The organism is Brevundimonas diminuta (assembly GCF_050310045.1).
GTDB classification, from domain to species: domain Bacteria; phylum Pseudomonadota; class Alphaproteobacteria; order Caulobacterales; family Caulobacteraceae; genus Brevundimonas; species Brevundimonas diminuta_F.
This window is the reverse complement of the sequence record NZ_CP190005.1, coordinates 3,098,860-3,116,260: the sequence shown is the minus strand read 5'-3', so window position 1 is coordinate 3,116,260 and position 17,401 is coordinate 3,098,860. Positions and strand designations below refer to the sequence as shown.

The window sequence follows — 17,401 nt, the reverse complement described above, 5'->3', positions numbered from 1 at the left end:
AAAAGGGCATGCTATGTTTCCCGCCGTGACCGTCCCGCTTCCGCTCCCGTCCGTCGTTCTCGACGCCGCCACGGCGCCGGACCCGCGCGCCGCCGTCACCGCCGCCTTGCGCGAAAGCTTCGACGCCGATCGCGCCCGCGCCGCACGCCGGGCCGAGAGCGCGACCGACGGGGCCGAGGCCGCGCGTCTCTATGCGGAGGCCGCCGACGCCATGCTGTCGACCCTGTGGCGGTTCACGACCGAACAGGTCCACCCAGCGCCTGACGAACGGCTGACCCTGCTGGCCGTCGGCGGCTATGGGCGCGGGGTGCTGGCGCCGTTTTCGGACCTCGATCTGCTGTTCCTGCGGCCGGGGCAGGCGATCAGCCCGCGCGCCAAGGCGGTGATCGAGTTCATCCATTATATCCTGTGGGATCTTGGGCTGAAGGTCGGTTCGGCCTTCCGCTCCATCGGCGAGACTCTGGCGCTGGCGCGCGACGACATGACGGTGCGGACCGGCCTGTTGGAGGCGCGGATCGTGGCGGGGGACGGCGGGCTGGGCGAGGGCCTGCTTAAGCGGTTCCGCACCGCCGTCGCCCGCGCCGACCCGCGTCCCTTCATCGCCGCCAAGATGGCCGAGCGCGACGTGCGCCTGCAGAAGACCGGCGCAGTCCGCTACCGCGTCGAGCCCAACATCAAGGACGGCAAGGGCGGGCTTCGCGACCTCAACACCCTGTTCTGGATCGCTCGCTCCCTGGCGCCGGACAGCGAACGGGGGCAGGCGGCGCTGGAAGGCCTGCTGACCGCGCGCGAGATGCGCAGCTTCCGCGAGGCGATCGGCTTTTTGTGGCGCGTCCGCATCCTGTTGCACCTCAGCGCCGGTCGGGCCGAGGAGAAGCTGACCTTCGACTTCCAGCCGGAAATCGCCCGACGCATGGGCTGGCGCGGGCGCGGCGACGAACTGGCGGTCGAGCGTTTCATGCGCCGCTATTTCCAGGTGGCGCGCGAGGTCGGCGCCCTGACCCGCGCCGTCTCCGCCCAGCTGGAGGCCCGTCAGCAGAAGAAGGCCGAAGGTCTGGCGCGCGGTCTGTCGCGGCTGATCCGTCGCCGCCGGATCAAGCTGGCCTTCGACGGTCTGGCTGTGGAGGAAGGGCGGCTGACCGTGACGGGCGCAAACGTCTTCGCGCGCGATCCGGTGCGCCTGCTGCTGCTCTTCGTCGAGGCGGATCGGCTGGATCTGGACCTGCACCCCGACGCCTTCGCCGCCGTGATCCGCTCGCTGACGCTGGTGACGCCCGCACTGCGGCGCGATCCGCGCGCGGCCGAAGCGTTCCTGAAGGTGCTGGCGCATGGGGCGCGCCCCTATCGCGTCCTGTCGATCATGAATGAGACGGGCTTCCTCGGCCGGTTCCTGCCCGAGTGGGGGCGGATCGTCGGCCAGACCCAGTTCAACATGTATCATGCCTATACGGTGGACGAGCACACCCTGCAGGCGGTCGGCATCATCAACGACATTGCGCGCGGCAAGCTGGAGGCGGACCACCCGACCTCGACCGGCGTCATCCACCGCATCGCCGATATCGAGGCCCTGATGCTGGCCATGCTGTTGCATGACGTCGGCAAGGGCGGCGACCGGGGCCAGCTGGAAGACGGCGCCATCGCCGCGCGCCGGGCGTGCGAGCGGCTGGGCGTCGATCCGCGCCGGATCGAGCTGGTCGTCTGGCTGGTGCGCCACCACCTGCTGATGAGCGACTACGCCCAGAAGCGCGACGTGTCCGACCCCTCGACGGTGCGCGCCTTCGCCGAGGCGGTGGGCGACCCGGAGCGCTTAAGGATGCTGATGGTGCTGACCGTGGCTGACATCCGCGCTGTCGGGCCGGGGGTCTGGAACGGCTGGAAGGGCCAACTGATGCGCGCCCTGTTCGAGGCGACCGAAGCCCTGTTCCGGGGCGACGCCGTGACGCGCGAAGACCCTCTGACGGACCATCCGGCTCTGGTCGAACGGGCGCGGCGCGAGAGGGCGGCGGTCGAGGCCCTGCCCGCCGAGGGGCCGCTGGAATCCACCGCCCGCGTGGCCGTGGCGGCGCGCGACCGACCCGGCCTGTTCGCCGATCTGGCGGCCACCCTGTCGATGGCGGGGGCCGACGTGGTGGGCGCGCGTTTGGCCACGGCCGACGACGGCATGGCGCTGGACGTGTTCGAGATTCAGGACGGGGCGGGCGAGCCCTATGGCGGGCGCGAGCCTCGGCGGCTGGCCATTCTGGTCAAGGCGATGGAGCGGGCGGTGCTGAAGGGCACCCGGACATCCGCTCTGGAGGCGCCGCGTGTCAGCGCCCGCCGCGCCGTGTTCGAGGTGCGCCCCGTGGTGCGGATCGACGCCGATACGGGGACCAGCGCCGTGGTCATCGAGGTCTCGGGCGCCGACCGGCCCGGCCTGCTGGCCGATCTGGCGCGGACGATTTCGGCGCATGGCTATTCGACCCGCTCGGCCCACGTCGCCAGCTTCGGCGAGCGGGCGGTGGACGGCTTCTACATCACCGACGCCGATGGCCGGAAACCGAAGAGCAAGTCGAAGCTTGAGGCGCTGAAGGCTGATCTGCTGGAGGTGCTGGACCGTGCGCCACAAGGCCCGGCGGGGCGGCGCATCATCCCGGTGCGCGCCAGCGTGCGCGATGTCTCGGATCTGGAAGGCGCGCTGGGCCGCTCGCCCGTATCCAGCGGCCCGCAGGCGCGCTAAGGCGTTTCGGGACCGAGCGCAGGAATAGCCGTGAACGACAAGATCGACCCAATAGAACCGGCCGCGCCGATCGCGGCCGCAAACGCTACGGTCGAGCCGGTGGTCCAGCCGCCCGCCTCCGTTGCGACGGCTAAGGCGAAATCGGGCGGGGTGGCGCGGTCATCGGCCATCTTCAGCGCCATGACCCTGCTTAGCCGTCTGGCCGGGTTTGCGCGCGATCTGGTCATCACGGCGGCGCTGGGCGCCTCGGCGGGACCGGCGGCCGACGCCTATTACACGGCGCTGAACTTTCCCAATCTGTTCCGGCGCGTCTTCGCCGAAGGCGCCTTCGCCGCCGCCTTCGTGCCCGCCTACGCCAAGACGTTGAAGACCGAAGGCGAAGCCGCAGCCGACAAGGTGGCGACCGACGCCCTGGCCGCCATCGCCGCCGTCACCGTGGCCCTGACTATCGTCGCCCAGCTGACGATGCCGTGGCTGATGATGGTCATCAACATCGGCTTTCTGGACGACCCGGTGCGGTTCAAACTGGCGGTGATCCTGACCCAGATCACCATGCCCTATCTGCCCTGTATGGCCATCGCCGCCCTGCTCAGCGGGGTGCTGAACGCGCGCGGGCGCTTCATTGTCTCGGGCGCCTATCCGATCCTGCTGAACCTGATCATGCTGGCCGCCGTCATCCCGGCGAAGGGCGACCAGATCGAGGCCGCCTACGCCGCCTCCTGGGCCGTGCTGGTCGCGGGCGTGGCGCAGGCGGGTCTGTGCTGGTGGGCGGCGCGCCGCGCCGGGGCGAACATCCGCCTCAGCCTGCCGAAAATGACCCCGGCGGTGAAGTCCATCATCATCACCGCCATCCCCGCCGCCATCGGCAACAGCGCGACCCAGATCAACGTCTTCATCTCCGGCAACCTGTCCAGCTTCGTCAACGGCGGCCGCACCTGGCTGGCGACGGCGGACCGGCTGTATCAACTGCCGCTGGGTCTGGTCGGGGTGGCGATCGGCATCGCCCTTCTGCCCAAGCTGTCGTCGGCCGTGGCGTCCGGCGACAGGGGCCAGCAGCAGGCGTCGATGGACGAGGCGCTGATCCTGTCGATGGCCCTGACCCTGCCCGCGGCGGCGGCGCTGATGGCCATGCCCTATTTCCTGATCGACGCCCTGTTCACGCGTGGCGCCTTCCTGCAGGTCGACGCCGTCAACACAGCCCACGCCCTGCTGCATTTCGGCTGGGGCGTGCCCGCCTTCGTCCTGATCCGCATTCTGGCCCCGGCCTTCTTCGCGCGCGGCGATACGCGCAGCCCGATGACCTTCGCCCTCGTCTCCGTGGCGGTGAATGCGGCGCTGGCGATCGGTCTGTTTCAGGCAGGCATGGGGGTGTCGGGCATAGCGGCGGCGGTCAGCGCATCGGCCTGGACCAATGTCATCCTGCTGGGCGCGACCCTGTGGCGGCGCGGCCATTACCGGCCCGGTCCGCGCGCCGTCTGGCGTCTGGGCCGCATCGCCCTGGCCAGCGCGGGTCTGGCGGCGGTCGTCGGCGCAGCGTCTTGGGCGCGGCCCATGCTGCAGGCGCCGGTCGCCGACCTGCTGACCATGGCGGGCGCCAGCCACGGCGCCAAGGAGTTCACCCTGTTGCTGGTCGTCGCGGCAGGGGGTCTGTCCTATGTCGCGCTGGCCTTCCTGACACGCGCCGTGACGGTCTCCGAGGTCAAAGGTCTGGTCCGGCGGTCGCGGTGATCTTGCCCTTCCTGTCCCGAACCGATAATCGCGAGGGCATGGCGCTTTCGGGACGACAGATTGCTCATGGACGATGGCGCGGCTGATCCGCCGCCCTTCACTTCTGCACGTCCTTTTTTCGCACGCGAAACCGTGCGCCGACATCCGCCTTTCGAGTTCCGAGATCCACAATCATGACTGACCAGACCCCGGCCCCCTACACTGGCCCGCGCCGCATCCTGTCCGGCATTCAGGCGTCCGGCGCCCTGCACCTGGGCAACTACCTCGGCGCGCTGAAGCGCTTCGTCGAGATGCAGGACGCAGGCGACCCCTGCTATCTGTTCGTCGCCGACATGCACGCCATCACCGTCTGGCAGGACCCGGACAAGCTGACGGCCCAGACGCGCGAGATCGCCGCCGCCTATCTGGCGTCCGGCCTCGATCCGGCCAAGTCGGTCATCTTCCCGCAGTCGGCCGTGCCCGCCCACGCCGAGCTGGCCTGGATCTTCAACTGCGTCGCCCGCCTCGGCTGGATGGACCGCATGACCCAGTTCAAGGAGAAGTCGGGCAAGCACAAGGAGCGCGCCAGCGTCGGCCTTTATACCTATCCGGCGCTGATGGCGGCGGACATCCTGCTGTACAAGGCGACCGAAGTGCCGGTCGGCGAGGACCAGAAACAGCATCTGGAGCTGACCCGCGACATCGCCGCCAAGTTCAACAACGACTACGGCGTGCCCGGCTTCTTCCCTCAGCCCGAGCCTCTGATTCAGGGTCCGGCGACACGGGTCATGTCCCTGCGCGACGGCGCGGCCAAGATGTCCAAGTCCGACCCGTCGGACCTGTCGCGCATCAATCTGACCGACGACGCCGACGCCATCGCCAACAAGATCCGCAAGGCCAAGACCGACATGGAGCCCCTGCCGGAAACGCTCGAGGGTCTGGAAGGCCGCGCAGAGGCCAAGAACCTGGTCGCCATCTACGCCGCGCTGGCCGACACCACGCGCGAGGCCGTTCTGGCCGAGTTCGCGGGCCAGGGCTTCGGCGCCTTCAAGCCCAAGCTGGCTGAATTGGCCGTGTCTTCCATGGCCAATGTCACGGCCGAGATGCGCCGCCTGATGAACGACCCGGCCGAGATCGACCGCGCCCTGTCCGCCGGCGCCGAAAAGGCCCGCGAGATCGCCGAACCGACCATCGCCGAGGTCAAGAAGATCGTCGGCTTCTGGCAGGCGTAACCGGTATGGCGCATCCGCTTGACCGCCCGATCTGGAGCGCCCTGACGTCCGCGCGTCAGGCGTCGCTGGCCGTCGGCAGGGGGGGCGCCCTGCGCCTGGCGCCCGGCTATGGCGTCTTTGCGGCGGCGGTCGATCCGTCGCCGCAGAGCCTGACGGCCCTCTCTGCGCTGGAGCAGCCCGAAGGGATGCTGGCCACGGTCGAGGCCGACCACACCCCGGTCCCGCCCGGCCTGAACGTGCTGAAGGAGGCGGTTCTGGCGCAGATGGTGCTGGTCGATCTGACCCCTGCCAGGGCGCGCGACATCGCCATTGAACCGCTGACCGAAGCCGACGCCCCCGCCATGCTGGCGCTGGCGACCCTGACGGAACCCGGCCCCTTCTTCGACCGCACGCACCAGTTGGGCGACTTCTTCGGGGTCAAACAGGACGGACGGCTTCTGGCCATGGCGGGCGAGCGTCTGAAGCCGGATGGCTTCACCGAGGTGTCCGGCGTCTGCGCCCACCCCGACGCGCGCGGACGGGGTTATGCCGGAACCCTGATGCGGGCGGTGATCGAGCGCATTCTGGCGCGCGGCGAGACAGCCTTCCTGCACTCCTATGCGGACAACGCCGGGGCCATCGCCCTGTATCACTCGCTCGGCTTCACCATCCGCGCCGAGATGCAGATGCGGATGCTGACTAAAGGCGCCTGACGCAGCGCCTCAGTCCAGCTTGAGCGCCTCGGCCAACAGGCGAGCCTCGGCGGCGCGGCTGGAGCCTGCACGCCAGGCGACGACGATCTCGCGGCGCGGGGCGTCCTTGGAGATGGGGCGGATCACCACCCCGGGATCATTGGCCAGTCCCGCCTGAACCGCCATCTGCGGCAGGAAGCTGACGCCCAGACCCGAGGACACCATCTGCACCAACGTATGCAGGGATGTGGCGGCGAAGACATCCTCGCCGCGCGGCGCCTCTATGTTGACCGCCGCCAGCGCCTGATCGCGCAGGCAGTGACCGTCCTCCAGCAGGATCAGGTCTTCCGCCTTCAGCAGTCCCTCGGGGATCGGCCCGGCGCCCGCCAGCGGGTGGTCCACGGGCGCAGCAGCCATGATCTCGTCGTCGCCGATCCGGGCATGGTCGATACCCGGCGCATCGTAGGGCAGGGCGATGATGGCGGCGTCCAGTTGCCCCGCCTTCAGGCCTGCGATCAGGCGCGGCGTCAGATCCTCGCGCAGGAACAGCCGCAGCCCCGGATAGAGCGCCTTCAGCCCCGGAAGGGCGCGCGGCAGCAGGAAAGGCGCAACCGTCGGGATGATGCCCAGCCGGAACCGGCCGGACAGGGGCTTGCCCGCATTCTGGGCGGCCTCGACCAGATCTTCGGCGCGGGCCAGCACATCCTCGGCCCGGCGCACCGCCTCGGCGCCCACGGCGGTCAGGATCACCGCCCCGCGTGCGCGTTCGACCACCGCTGCGCCCAGCACCCGCTCCAGCTCCTGCACCCCGGACGACAGGGCGGGCTGGCTGACATGGGCGGCTTCGGCGGCGCGGCTGAACGAGCCGTGCTCGGCCAGAAGCTTCAGATATTGCAGCTGACGCAGGGTAGGCAGAACGGACAAGGCTTCACGCGGATCTGAAAATGGAACGGTCCCGAACGCCGCAACGCCAGGGCGGACGGAGATCATGAACGCTGTTTATGACGACACGGCGTTGATGATAAGAGAAATCTATCCTCGAGTTCAAAATGATCGATTTGACTTAAGCTCTGCCAAAGCCCATCTCATGACCTCGACGGATCGCACTCCCCGCGTTCCGGCGGTCCAATCTTTCGCATCTAGGAGAAGCGCTATGCTCGGCGTCGGTCAAAAACTGCCTGATTTCAAAATTATCGGCGTCAAGCCGGGCTTCAACAGCCACGAAGAAAACGGCGCTTCCGCCTTTGAAGCCGTCACGCAGGACAGCTTCGAGGGCAAGTGGAAGGTCATCTTCTTCTACCCGAAGGACTTCACCTTCGTCTGCCCGACCGAAATCGCCGCCTTCGCCAAGCTGGGCAAGGACTTCGAGGACCGCGACACCGTGGTTCTGGGCGGTTCGACCGACAATGAGTTCACCAAGCTGGCCTGGCGCCGTGACCACGCCGACCTGAACGCCCTGCCGATCTGGCAGTTCGCCGACAACGGCGGCAAGCTGGCCCGCGCCCTGGGCGTGTTGGATGAAGAAGAAGGCGTGGCCCTGCGCGCGACCTTCGTCGTCGACCCGCACAACGTCATCCAGCACGTCTACGTCACCAACCTGAACGTCGGCCGTTCGCCGGAAGACACCCTGCGTGTCGTCGACGCCCTGCAGACCGACGAACTGTGCGCCTGCAACCGTCCGGTCGGCGGCGACACCCTGGCTGCCTAAGACAGGCTTCCAAGGCCAGGCCCGGACCGTCTGAACAGGGTCCGGGCCGCCCCTCGAAAGAGGCGGCGGCGGGCGACTGTCGCCGCCTTTTTCATGCCTGATGCTTTTATTTGGGCGCTATGCTCGGCTCGCGGAGCCTCGCGGCTTGAGCGCCCAACACGAAATGCTGCTCAAAAAGGCGGCTCAAGAAGTAAGCGACCGCGTCGCGAACGATAGCCGCTTCTTTGAAGCGTCGCTTCCTGAAAGGAACCAAGAATGTCCATCGACGCCCTGCGCGACCTGATCCCGGCCTACGGCAAGGACATCTCGCTGAACCTGTCCTCGCTCGCCAATGAGACGGTGCTGAACGATCAGCAGAAGTGGGGCAGTTTCCTGGCCTCGGCCCACGCCATCGGCGTCGGTCCCGTGGTCAAGCTGATCGAGGCTCAGGCCGCGACCGTCATGACGCCCGAGGCCATGAACGCCGCCAAGGCCGCCGCCGCCATCATGGGCATGAACAACATCTACTACCGCTCGCTGCACCTGATGAAAAATCAGGAATACACGACCCTGCCGGCCAAGCTGCGGATGAACATCATCGCCAATCCGGGCGTCGAGAAGCTGGACTTTGAACTGTGGTCCACCGCCGTCTCGGCCATCAACGGCTGCGGCGCCTGCATGGACGCCCACGAAGGCGAACTGCGCAAGCACGCGATCCCGGCCCTGCAGATTCAGGCCGCCCTGCGCATCGGCGCCGTGGTCCACGCCGCCAGCCGCATCATCGCCTCGGAAACCGCGCTGAAGGCCTGATGGTGGATACGAAAAAGGCGCGGATCGCTCCGCGCCTTTTGCCTTCCCCCCGGTAAGGCCGATCGAACCCCCCGGTTCAATCGTCGCCGTTCGCCCCTTCTTCGACCAGTTCGCGCATCAGGTCGACCACCAGCTTCTGCTGGCGGGACGACAGACGCGGGGCGATCCGGCCGATCTCGATGGTCTGGCGGGTGGCGGGGAAGTCGTGCACGAACGGCTCCGCTTCCGCCTCCCCCATGCCCGGCTGTGCGGCATGGGTCAGACCGTCAAAGAAATAGCCGATATCCACGCGGAAGAAGCGCGCGATATCCCAAAGCTTGGACGCCGAAATCCGGTTGGCGCCCTTTTCGTATTTCTGGACCTGCTGGAAGGTGACGCCCAGCGCCTGTCCCAGATCCGTCTGATTATACCCCAGGGCGATGCGCTTCTCGCACACGCGCCGCCCGACATGACGGTCCACAAGATGTGGCCCCTCAATCCCCGCACCCTTGGCCATAGACTACCCCTCATCCCGTTTTTTTATCGGAGACGCATACGCCTCCTGCCGGAACCAGCGCCTCGCAGCGACCGGACCCACAAAACTGAAGACGATCTCATATTTTAACGCAAGAGTTGTCGATATCCAGCGCTTCGACGCCCAAACGCCAAAAAAAATAGCAGAACGACCGCAAAACCTAGATCTCCCCAGCGACCGTAGGGCGTCGGTTTCGCGGCCTGCGGCAAGTGAACATCGATCACCCCGGCCTGCCCCGGATCCAGCCGCTTGCCATCGACGATACGCCCCCAGGGATCGATCATGGCGGAGACCCCTGTCGGCGTCGCCCGCGCCACCGGCAGGCCCGTCTCAAGCGCGCGATAAGAGGCCAGGTTCAGATGCTGGCGCGGACCGGACGTCTTGCCGAACCAGGCGTCGTTGGAGACGTTGACGATCCACGCCGGGCGGGTCGCCGCCGTCGCGGGCGTGAAGCCCGGATACAGGCTTTCGTAGCAGATCAGCGGTTGCACCGCCGGGGCGTTGGCCAGGCTGATCGGCGCAGGCGGCGGACCGGGGCTGAAATCAGCCGGAACATGCACCAGACTGCGCACGCCGATCCGGCTCATCAGATCGCCCAGCGGCAGGTATTCCCCGAACGGCACCAGTCGGTGCTTGTCGTAAATGGCGTCGAGATTCAGCTGATCGGCGCCCATGTCGCGCAGGACAAGCATGCTGTTGTAATAACGCGCGCCGGTTTCGGCCGTCGGGTCCGGTTTGCCCCGGCTCAGGCCCGCCAGCAGGGTCTGCCCCGTCTGCAGGGCCATCGCCACCGCATGGGCGTCGGGACCGGCCAACAGATCGTTGGCTGTGGTCGGCAGGGCGCCTTCCGGCCAGACCACCACATCGGGCAGGGCGTCTGCAGGCTGGGCCGTCAACGCCAGATAGCGGCCCAGAATGGCGTGATAGGCCTCAGGGCTCCACTTATAGTCCTGCGCGATGTCGGCCTGAACCAGACGCACCAGCGTCGGCGTCTCCACAACCCGCGCCGCAGACAGACGCGCCGCCCCGAAGGCGAACAGACCAGCCAGCGTCAGCACGCCCAGCCCCGCCGCGATCAGGCGCGGCCGTCGCGGTCCGGCGTCGACCAAGGGCGCAAACGCGCTGACCGCCGCCACCGTGACCAGACCCAGCCCATAGACACCGCCAACCGAGGCGAACTGCGACATGGCTGACCCGGCCGCCCAGCCCGCGCCTGCCGGATTCCACGGAAAGCCGGTCAACACATGGCCGCGTGTCCACTCCAGCAAGGCGAACAGGGCCGCGAACAACAGGACGCGCCGCGCGCCACCGGGGCTGAACCGGCGATAGGCCAGCGTCGCCTGCCCCCAGAACAACCCCATGCCCGCCGGCAACAGGCTGGCTGCAAAAGGCGCCATCCACGCCTGCGCCGGATTGACCAGAAAGGCCTCAGCCACCCACCAGCAGCCGATGAAGAAATAGGCGAAGCCCGCCAGCCAGCCGACCCAGAAACCGCCCTTCATCCCTGACGCGCGATCGGCCAGCAGCAACAGCAGCGGATAGCCCAGCAGGCCCGGCAGGAAGCCGAACGGCGGATGCACCAGGGCGGCGCCCGCCCCGGCCGCAAGCGCCAGAGCGATCCGGCCCCAACGGTTGTTCAGCAGACCCGAAAACCGGGCGGCCAACGCCCCGCTCACGCGGCGCCCTCATGCTCGATCGCATAGGGATCGGCAACGCCAAGTTCGGCCAGAATCTCGCGTTCCTCGGCCTCCATCTCCTCGGCCTCGGCGTCGTCCTCATGGTCGCGGCCCAACAGGTGCAGGACGCCGTGGACGACCAGATGGCTCAGATGGTCCGACAGGCTCTTGCCCTGTGCTTCAGCCTCCGCCGCGCAATAGGCATAGCCCAGCACCACATCGCCCAGATGCGGAAAGGCGCTTTCCGCCGCCGGGAACGACAGAACGTTCGTCGGCCGGTCCTTGTCGCGGAAACGTTGGTTCAGATCCTGCACCGCCGCATCGTCGGCCAGCAGCACCACGACATCGCCCTCAATCGTTCCAAGGGCCGCCGCCGCCGCACGTTTAACCATCGCCGCCGCGTCAGGCAGGGCGTCGGTCCAGGCGTCGCTGTCGATCTCGACTTCAATCACTTGGCGTCGTCCTCAAGGTCGGGAAAGGAACGACTGCGCGCCGCGTCGCTGTCATAGGCGCGCACGATGCGCTCGACCATGGCGTGGCGCACCACGTCCTCGGCCTTGAACTGCTGCACGCCGACGCCCTCAACGTCCTTGAGGATGCGCAGGGCGTGAGCCAGGCCGGAATCGCGCGGGTTCAGCAGGTCGACCTGCGACGGGTCGCCCGTCACCACCATGCGCGCGCCCTCGCCCAAACGGGTCAGCACCATCTTCATCTGCATCCGCGAGGTGTTCTGCGCCTCATCGACGATGATGAAGGCGTGGCTGAGGGTGCGGCCGCGCATGAAGGCGATGGGGGCGGCTTCGATCTCGCCCTTCTCGCGGCGGCGACGCACGTCGTCAACGCCCAGAATGTCGTTCAGCGCCTCCCAGATCGGGGCCAGATAGGGATCGACCTTCTCGTTCAGATCGCCGGGCAGGAAGCCCAGTTTCTCGCCCGCCTCTACCGCCGGACGGGTGATGACCAGCCGGTCTACCTGCCCCCGCTTCAGCAGGGAGGCGCCATAGGCCGCCGCCAGGAAGGTCTTGCCCGTGCCGGCAGGGCCGACGCCGAAGGTCAGTTCGCACCGGCCCAGCATTTCAAGATAGCGCGCCTGAGACGCCGTCTTGGGCGCGATGGCGCCGCGACGACCGACGGGCAGGGCGGCGCCTTCCGGCACGCTGCGCCCGACACTGCGGCTCGCCGGTTCGGCGCGCGGCTGGGTCACAGCGGCGCCCAGCGCCGTGCGCACGTCGGCCTCAGTGATCTCGGCGCCCGCCTCAGCCCGGTTCGACAGGGCCTCGATGACGCGTCGCGCCTGCGCCCGATCCCGCGTGGAGCCGTTGATCGACACGCCGCCGCCCGGCGTCTCGACCAGCACCTTGAAGGCGTCCTCGATCAGGGCCAGGTGGCGGCTCTGCGGCCCGATGACGGCGCGCAGGGCCGTATCGCTGAGGGACAGGAACTCGGACTCTCGCGCCATGAAGTCTCCTTAAGCGTCCCTATCGCCTCGCGCGCGGCGCGAGGCTGCTTGAGGGACATGATTACGTGTTCCTGTCCCACACACGGCGCGTGGCGAAACAGGCGTCAGTTGGTCTGGATCAGGCGGCCCGACAGGCTGTTCTGCTGGCCGCTGATGATCTCAACCGGAACGATCCGGCCGATCAGTTGATCCGCGTCCTCGACGTGAACCGATTGCAGATAGGGCGAGCGGCCGATGGCCTGGGCGCCGTGGCGACCCTTCTTCTCGAACAGCACCGGCAGGACGCGCCCGGCCAGCGACTGGTTGAACGCGACCTGCTGCTCGCTCAGCAGGCCCTGCAGGGCGTGCAAACGTTCTTTGGCCACGGCGTCGGGCACCTGGACCGCCATGGTCGCGGCGGGCGTGCCGGGACGCGGTGAATACATGAAGGAGAAGGCGCTGGCGTAGTTCACCCGCCGCACCAGATCCATCGTGTCCTCGAAATCCCGATCCGTCTCGCCGGGGAAGCCGACGATGAAATCGCCCGACAGCGCCATGTCCGGCCGCGCCGCGCGGATGCGGTCGATCAGATCGAAATACTTCTGACGCCCGTGCTTGCGGTTCATCAGCCGCAGGATGCGATCCGAACCGGCCTGAACCGGCAGATGCAGATACGGCATCAGGGCGTCCAGATCGGCATGGGCGGCGATCAGGTCGTCCGACATGTCGTTCGGATGGCTGGTCGTATAGCGGATGCGCTCGATGCCGGGGATGTCGGCCAGAGCGTAGGCCAGCTTGGCCAGCGTAAAGGGTTTTCCGTCCGGCCCTTCGCCGTCATAGGCGTTGACGTTCTGACCCAGCAGGGTGACTTCGCGCACCCCACGATCAGCCAGCGCCCGCGCCTCGTCCAGCACCGCCGCGACCGGGCGCGACCACTCGGCGCCGCGCGTATAGGGCACCACGCAGAAGGTGCAGAACTTGTCGCAGCCTTCCTGCACGGTCAGGAAGGCGGTCACACCCTCGGTCCCGCGCGCGGCGGGCAGGGCGTCGAACTTTTCATTCGGGGCGAAATCGGCGCCGATGCGCTCGCCGCGCGCCCGTGCGGTGCGGGTCAGAAGTTCCGGCAGCTGGTGATAGGCCTGCGGCCCGACCACCAGATCGACCGCCGGCTGGCGCTTCATGATCTCTTCGCCCTCGGCCTGGGCGACGCATCCGGCGACAGCGATGGTCATGGCGCCCGCGCCCGCCGCCGCCTTTTCCTCTTTCATCATCCGCAGCTTGCCAAGTTCGGAATAGACCTTCTCGGCCGCCTTCTCGCGGATATGGCAGGTGTTCAGGATGACGAAATCGGCACCTTCGGCGGTATCCGTCGGCGCATAACCCAACGGCCGCAGCACATCGGCCATGCGTTCGGAGTCATAGACGTTCATCTGGCACCCGTAGGTCTTGATGAACAGACGCTTGGGCGCGGCCCCGCCGTCAGACACGGCGAGGTCCGGCAGCGCGGGCTTTACGGACGTATCGGTCATGCTCGGCTTATGATCGCCGAAACGGAAGACGGCAAGCCGCCGCGCCGTTCACGACAGGCGACGGCCGGGATCAGTCTTCGCCCTCATCGCGCGGGCGGCGCTTATAGATCAGGCCCTCGCGATCGACAGGTTCGGCGCCCGGAATGACGTGGCCGTACAGTTCCAGCTTGTGGCCGACCAGCTCATAACCCAGCTTGCGCGCGATCTCGGTCTTCAGCCGCTCGATCTCGGCGTCGAAGAATTCGATGACCTCGCCCGTCTTGGTGTCGATCAGGTGGTCGTGGTGATCCTCGCCCGCCTCTTCATAGCGGCTGCGACCGTCGCCGAAGTCGTGCTTCTCGACCACGCCCGCCTCTTCGAACAGGCGCACGGTGCGATAGACGGTGGCGATCGAAATGTGCGGATCGATCGCCGAAGCGCGGCGATACAGTTCCTCGACATCGGGGTGGTCTTCGGCATTCGACAGGACGCGGGCGATCACCCGACGTTGCTCGGTCATGCGCATGCCGCGCTCGGCGCAGAGTTTTTCGATCCGGTCCATGGCGGCGAAGATAGGATGGACCGCCCGCTTATGGAAGCTATTGAGAGAAGTTCAGGACAAGCGTCAGCGCATCCTCCCGGCTTCCGTCCGCATGCGAATAATAGCCGCGCCGTCGCCCCATCTCAACGAAGCCGCTTCGGGCATAGAGGGCTCGGGCTACCGAATTGCCTTCCGCCACCTCCAGGAACATCCGATCGGCGCCCAGTGCGGCGGCGCGCACCACCGCCGCCTCGACCAGACGCGCGCCCAGCCCCGCACGACGCGCCGCAGGCCGGACCGCCAGGGTCAGGATCTCGGCTTCATCGACCACCACCCGGATCAGGATGAAGCCGTCGCCCTCAACCACCGCGAACACGCCCGGCGAGGTCGACAGGTCACTGAACGCCGCCTCGTCCCACGGCGTATCGAACGCCTCGGCGTGGATTGCGGCCAGCAGGGCGGGATCAACCGCGGGGAAGAGCGGCTCGTTCATGCCGCAGGCTGGCGCGGCTGACCGGGCAGGCGACTGGGCGGCGTGGCGTCCGGCGCCCGCAGATACAGCGGCTGCGGCGGCGAAGTCGCCGGATCGGCGGCCAGCGTCAGAGCCGCCAGCGCTTCGAGCGAAGGCGCGGGCAGGGGATGCAGCACCGCCTGCGCCAGTTCGGGAAAAGCGTCGGCCAGAACCGCAGCCCCGCTGCCGACCAACACCGGCGTTGTCTCGGCGGCTTCGGCCAGAATGCGGTCGCGCGCCGTCTCCAGCGGCAGGGCCGCCGCCTCGCCCAGCGCCACGCCATCGCGGAACAGACGCGCATAGACCTGCCCCCGGCGCGCATCGATGACAGCGGCGACCAGCCCCTGATCGCCCTGTGCAACCGAGGCCGCCAACGCATCCAGCGTCGAAATCCCCACTACCGGCCGATCCAGCGCCGCGCCCAGACCCAGGGCGAACGCCAGCCCGACCCGCAGCCCAGTGAACGACCCCGGCCCCACGGTCACGCCGATACGTTCAATCCCGTCAAAGCCGCCTGCATCAGCCGCTGCATCACGCGCCAGCCCCCCCAGTCTTTCCTGATGCCCCTTGGCCATGACTTCAACACGCACGCCCAGAGGGCGCAGAGGAACGTCGTCCCCTCCTTCAAAAACACCCGCAACGCAGGCGCCTAGCGCCGTGTCGATGACCATGATCTTCATGGCCCTGTCCCTAATGCGAAATCCGGCTGGACGCGACCGCTTCCGTCAGGTCGCCCCTAGGCCCGCGCCATGGCCTGCGCGACCCGGGTCAGGGCGCGTCGCGCAGAAACGTCGGGAATGCGAGCGAAAGCCGCCGCCAGACCGCGCCCCTCGATGCTGGCCAGCGTCGGGTGCAGCCATTCTTCATCGCGCCGTCCGGGCGTATCGGGAAAGAAATCTCCCACTGAACAGCCCAGCGCCATCGCGGCCTGATGCAGGCGCGAGGCCGACACCCGATTGGCGCCGGTTTCATACTTCTGAACCTGCTGGAAGCTGACGCCCAGCTTCTGCGCCAGCGCCGACTGGGACCAGCCCAGCGCCGCGCGACGCGCGGCGATACGCAGGCCGACGGCCTGATCGATAGGATTGATACGCGACATGACTCCTCCCGTTTCAACCAGAGCGTTTCATGACCTCGCACGAAATACAACTATTATGTTTCATTCGTCGTCAAATCGGCCAATGACCGCCGACATCAACAGAATATCCTGGCGCGCTATGCGCTCTGTCTGGTCAAACCCGCCTGCGCCTGAGACCACGACGACCACATCGTCGGCCCTGTCGTAAAGACGGATACGGGTGAGGCCGTCCGCCATCTGGATGACGCAGCCCTGCCCACGGCGCGGCCAGCGTCCCAGCACATATTCCAGCACCGTGCCGGCAGACGCCCAGGGCGCCAGTTCGTCCGTTTCAAGCCGCAACCGCCGCGTTTGCACAGGGGCGCCGTCAAACGCTCGCCCGCGTAATGAAACCCCTGTCGCAACAACCGCTTCAGGTATGTCGGGCGAGGCGGAGGATTGAAGCGCCAACGCCTCTGGCGTGGCGTCCAGCGCCCCGGTCAGACGGCGTTGAACATCGGGACGAAACAGGCTGGAGCGCTTGCCCGCCTCATACAGGCCCCAGCCCTGACTGGTCATGCCGATCCGGGCGCCCGCTTCCGCCTGACTGAGGCCGCGGTCGCGTCTCAGCGCCGCCAGGGCCTCGCCCAGGGCGCGTGCTTGTGAACTCTCGTCCGAACCGCTCATGACGGCATCATGCCCGACGCCGCGTCGCCGGACGAGTGTTTCATGTGAAACAGGATGCGATCTACAGAACCTGTTCGACGCTGGTCACTTCGGGGACGTAGTGGCGCATCATCTGTTCGACCCCGGCCTTCAAAGTGGCCGACGACGACGGACAACCCGCACAGGCGCCGCGCATCCGCAGACGCAGGACGCCGGTCACTTCGTCGAAATGGTCGAACAGTATGTCGCCGCCGTCCTGGGCCACGGCCGGACGGATGCGGCTGTCCAACAGCCCCTTGATCTCAGCGACAATTTCGCTGTCCTCGCCGGCGTCCTCGACCACGGCTCCGCCCGCTCGCACCAGAGGCGCGCCCGAAACGAAATGATCCATGATGACCGACAGGATGGGCGCCTTCATCCCGGCCCAGTCCGGGCCCTGATCCGCGCGCGTCACCGACACATAGTCGGCGCCGAAGAAGACGCCCTCGACCCCTTCCAGTTCAAACAGAGCCTCGGCCAAAGGCGAGGCGGCGGCCTCGTCGATGGTGCGGTATTCCAGCGTCTCCTGAACCGCGACGTCGCGGCCGGGCAGGAACTTCAGGACGTTGGGGTTGGGCGTGGCTTCGGTCTGGATGAACATGGGCTTCAGATGCGCCCTGCCGCGCCC

The 17,401-nt window shown here is 67.5% G+C and carries 18 protein-coding genes; 6 read left to right on the top strand and 12 right to left on the bottom strand.

Going from position 1 to position 17,401, the window contains the following annotated elements:
- The first annotated feature begins 25 nt into the window (after window positions 1-25).
- From glnD to ACORJG_RS14950, 4 genes are all read left to right on the top strand, one after another.
- Window positions 26-2,716, top strand: a complete 2,691-nt coding sequence (gene glnD / locus ACORJG_RS14965) for a [protein-PII] uridylyltransferase (RefSeq protein ID WP_427790258.1) — start codon at window positions 26-28, stop codon at window positions 2,714-2,716.
- Between the two features lie 30 nt (window positions 2,717-2,746).
- Complete coding sequence (murJ, locus tag ACORJG_RS14960; RefSeq protein WP_427790256.1) at window positions 2,747-4,444, top strand: murein biosynthesis integral membrane protein MurJ; 1,698 nt, start codon at window positions 2,747-2,749, stop codon at window positions 4,442-4,444.
- Between the two features lie 173 nt (window positions 4,445-4,617).
- On the top strand, window positions 4,618-5,655 hold the full coding sequence (gene trpS / locus ACORJG_RS14955; RefSeq protein ID WP_427790254.1) for a tryptophan--tRNA ligase: 1,038 nt from the start codon (window positions 4,618-4,620) through the stop codon (window positions 5,653-5,655).
- Between the two features lie 5 nt (window positions 5,656-5,660).
- Entirely contained in the window at window positions 5,661-6,347 is a 687-nt protein-coding gene (locus tag ACORJG_RS14950) for a GNAT family N-acetyltransferase (protein WP_427790252.1), read from the top strand.
- A 9-nt stretch (window positions 6,348-6,356) separates the two neighbouring features.
- Here the strand turns inward: ACORJG_RS14950 and ACORJG_RS14945 are convergent, their stop codons facing one another.
- Complete coding sequence (locus ACORJG_RS14945) at window positions 6,357-7,250, bottom strand: hydrogen peroxide-inducible genes activator (RefSeq protein WP_427790250.1); 894 nt, start codon at window positions 7,248-7,250, stop codon at window positions 6,357-6,359.
- A gap of 229 nt (window positions 7,251-7,479) precedes the next feature.
- Between ACORJG_RS14945 and ACORJG_RS14940 the strand changes: the two genes are divergently transcribed.
- Window positions 7,480-8,034 carry a peroxiredoxin gene (locus ACORJG_RS14940; RefSeq protein ID WP_427790249.1) on the top strand — a complete coding sequence of 185 codons (555 nt, stop codon included), beginning with the start codon at window positions 7,480-7,482 and terminating at the stop codon, window positions 8,032-8,034.
- Between the two features lie 255 nt (window positions 8,035-8,289).
- Complete coding sequence (locus ACORJG_RS14935) at window positions 8,290-8,823, top strand: carboxymuconolactone decarboxylase family protein (protein ID WP_427790247.1); 534 nt, start codon at window positions 8,290-8,292, stop codon at window positions 8,821-8,823.
- Window positions 8,824-8,899: 76 nt separating this feature from the next.
- Here the strand turns inward: ACORJG_RS14935 and ACORJG_RS14930 are convergent, their stop codons facing one another.
- From ACORJG_RS14930 to ACORJG_RS14880, 11 genes are all read right to left on the bottom strand, one after another.
- The gene (locus tag ACORJG_RS14930) at window positions 8,900-9,319 is read right to left on the bottom strand and encodes a helix-turn-helix domain-containing protein (RefSeq protein WP_427790245.1); all 420 of its coding nucleotides are present in this window, start codon (window positions 9,317-9,319) and stop codon (window positions 8,900-8,902) included.
- Between the two features lie 104 nt (window positions 9,320-9,423).
- Complete coding sequence (gene lnt / locus ACORJG_RS14925; protein WP_427790243.1) at window positions 9,424-11,013, bottom strand: apolipoprotein N-acyltransferase; 1,590 nt, start codon at window positions 11,011-11,013, stop codon at window positions 9,424-9,426.
- Window positions 11,010-11,465 carry an rRNA maturation RNase YbeY gene (ybeY, locus tag ACORJG_RS14920; protein WP_427790241.1) on the bottom strand — a complete coding sequence of 152 codons (456 nt, stop codon included), beginning with the start codon at window positions 11,463-11,465 and terminating at the stop codon, window positions 11,010-11,012. Before ybeY ends, lnt begins: the two co-directional genes overlap by 4 nt.
- Entirely contained in the window at window positions 11,462-12,472 is a 1,011-nt protein-coding gene (locus tag ACORJG_RS14915) for a PhoH family protein (protein ID WP_427790239.1), read from the bottom strand. Before ACORJG_RS14915 ends, ybeY begins: the two co-directional genes overlap by 4 nt.
- 104 nt (window positions 12,473-12,576) lie before the next feature.
- Window positions 12,577-13,980, bottom strand: a complete 1,404-nt coding sequence (gene miaB, locus ACORJG_RS14910; RefSeq protein ID WP_427790237.1) for a tRNA (N6-isopentenyl adenosine(37)-C2)-methylthiotransferase MiaB — start codon at window positions 13,978-13,980, stop codon at window positions 12,577-12,579.
- Window positions 13,981-14,050: 70 nt separating this feature from the next.
- Complete coding sequence (locus tag ACORJG_RS14905; RefSeq protein ID WP_427790235.1) at window positions 14,051-14,521, bottom strand: Fur family transcriptional regulator; 471 nt, start codon at window positions 14,519-14,521, stop codon at window positions 14,051-14,053.
- Window positions 14,522-14,558: 37 nt separating this feature from the next.
- On the bottom strand, window positions 14,559-14,993 hold the full coding sequence (gene rimI / locus ACORJG_RS14900) for a ribosomal protein S18-alanine N-acetyltransferase (protein ID WP_427790233.1): 435 nt from the start codon (window positions 14,991-14,993) through the stop codon (window positions 14,559-14,561).
- Window positions 14,990-15,691, bottom strand: coding sequence for a tRNA (adenosine(37)-N6)-threonylcarbamoyltransferase complex dimerization subunit type 1 TsaB (gene tsaB, locus ACORJG_RS14895; RefSeq protein WP_427790231.1), 702 nt, complete (start codon window positions 15,689-15,691; stop codon window positions 14,990-14,992). The genes rimI and tsaB overlap by 4 nt, the downstream gene beginning before the upstream one ends.
- Window positions 15,692-15,747: 56 nt before the next feature.
- Window positions 15,748-16,110: a helix-turn-helix domain-containing protein gene (locus tag ACORJG_RS14890; RefSeq protein WP_427790229.1), complete on the bottom strand. Its 363-nt coding sequence runs from the start codon at window positions 16,108-16,110 to the stop codon at window positions 15,748-15,750.
- 60 nt (window positions 16,111-16,170) lie between these two features.
- A complete protein-coding gene (locus ACORJG_RS14885; protein ID WP_427790227.1) occupies window positions 16,171-16,755 on the bottom strand; it encodes a helix-turn-helix domain-containing protein in 585 nt (194 codons plus the stop codon).
- A gap of 61 nt (window positions 16,756-16,816) precedes the next feature.
- On the bottom strand, window positions 16,817-17,374 hold the full coding sequence (locus tag ACORJG_RS14880; RefSeq protein ID WP_427790225.1) for a NifU family protein: 558 nt from the start codon (window positions 17,372-17,374) through the stop codon (window positions 16,817-16,819).
- Between the last annotated feature and the right edge of the window lie 27 nt (window positions 17,375-17,401).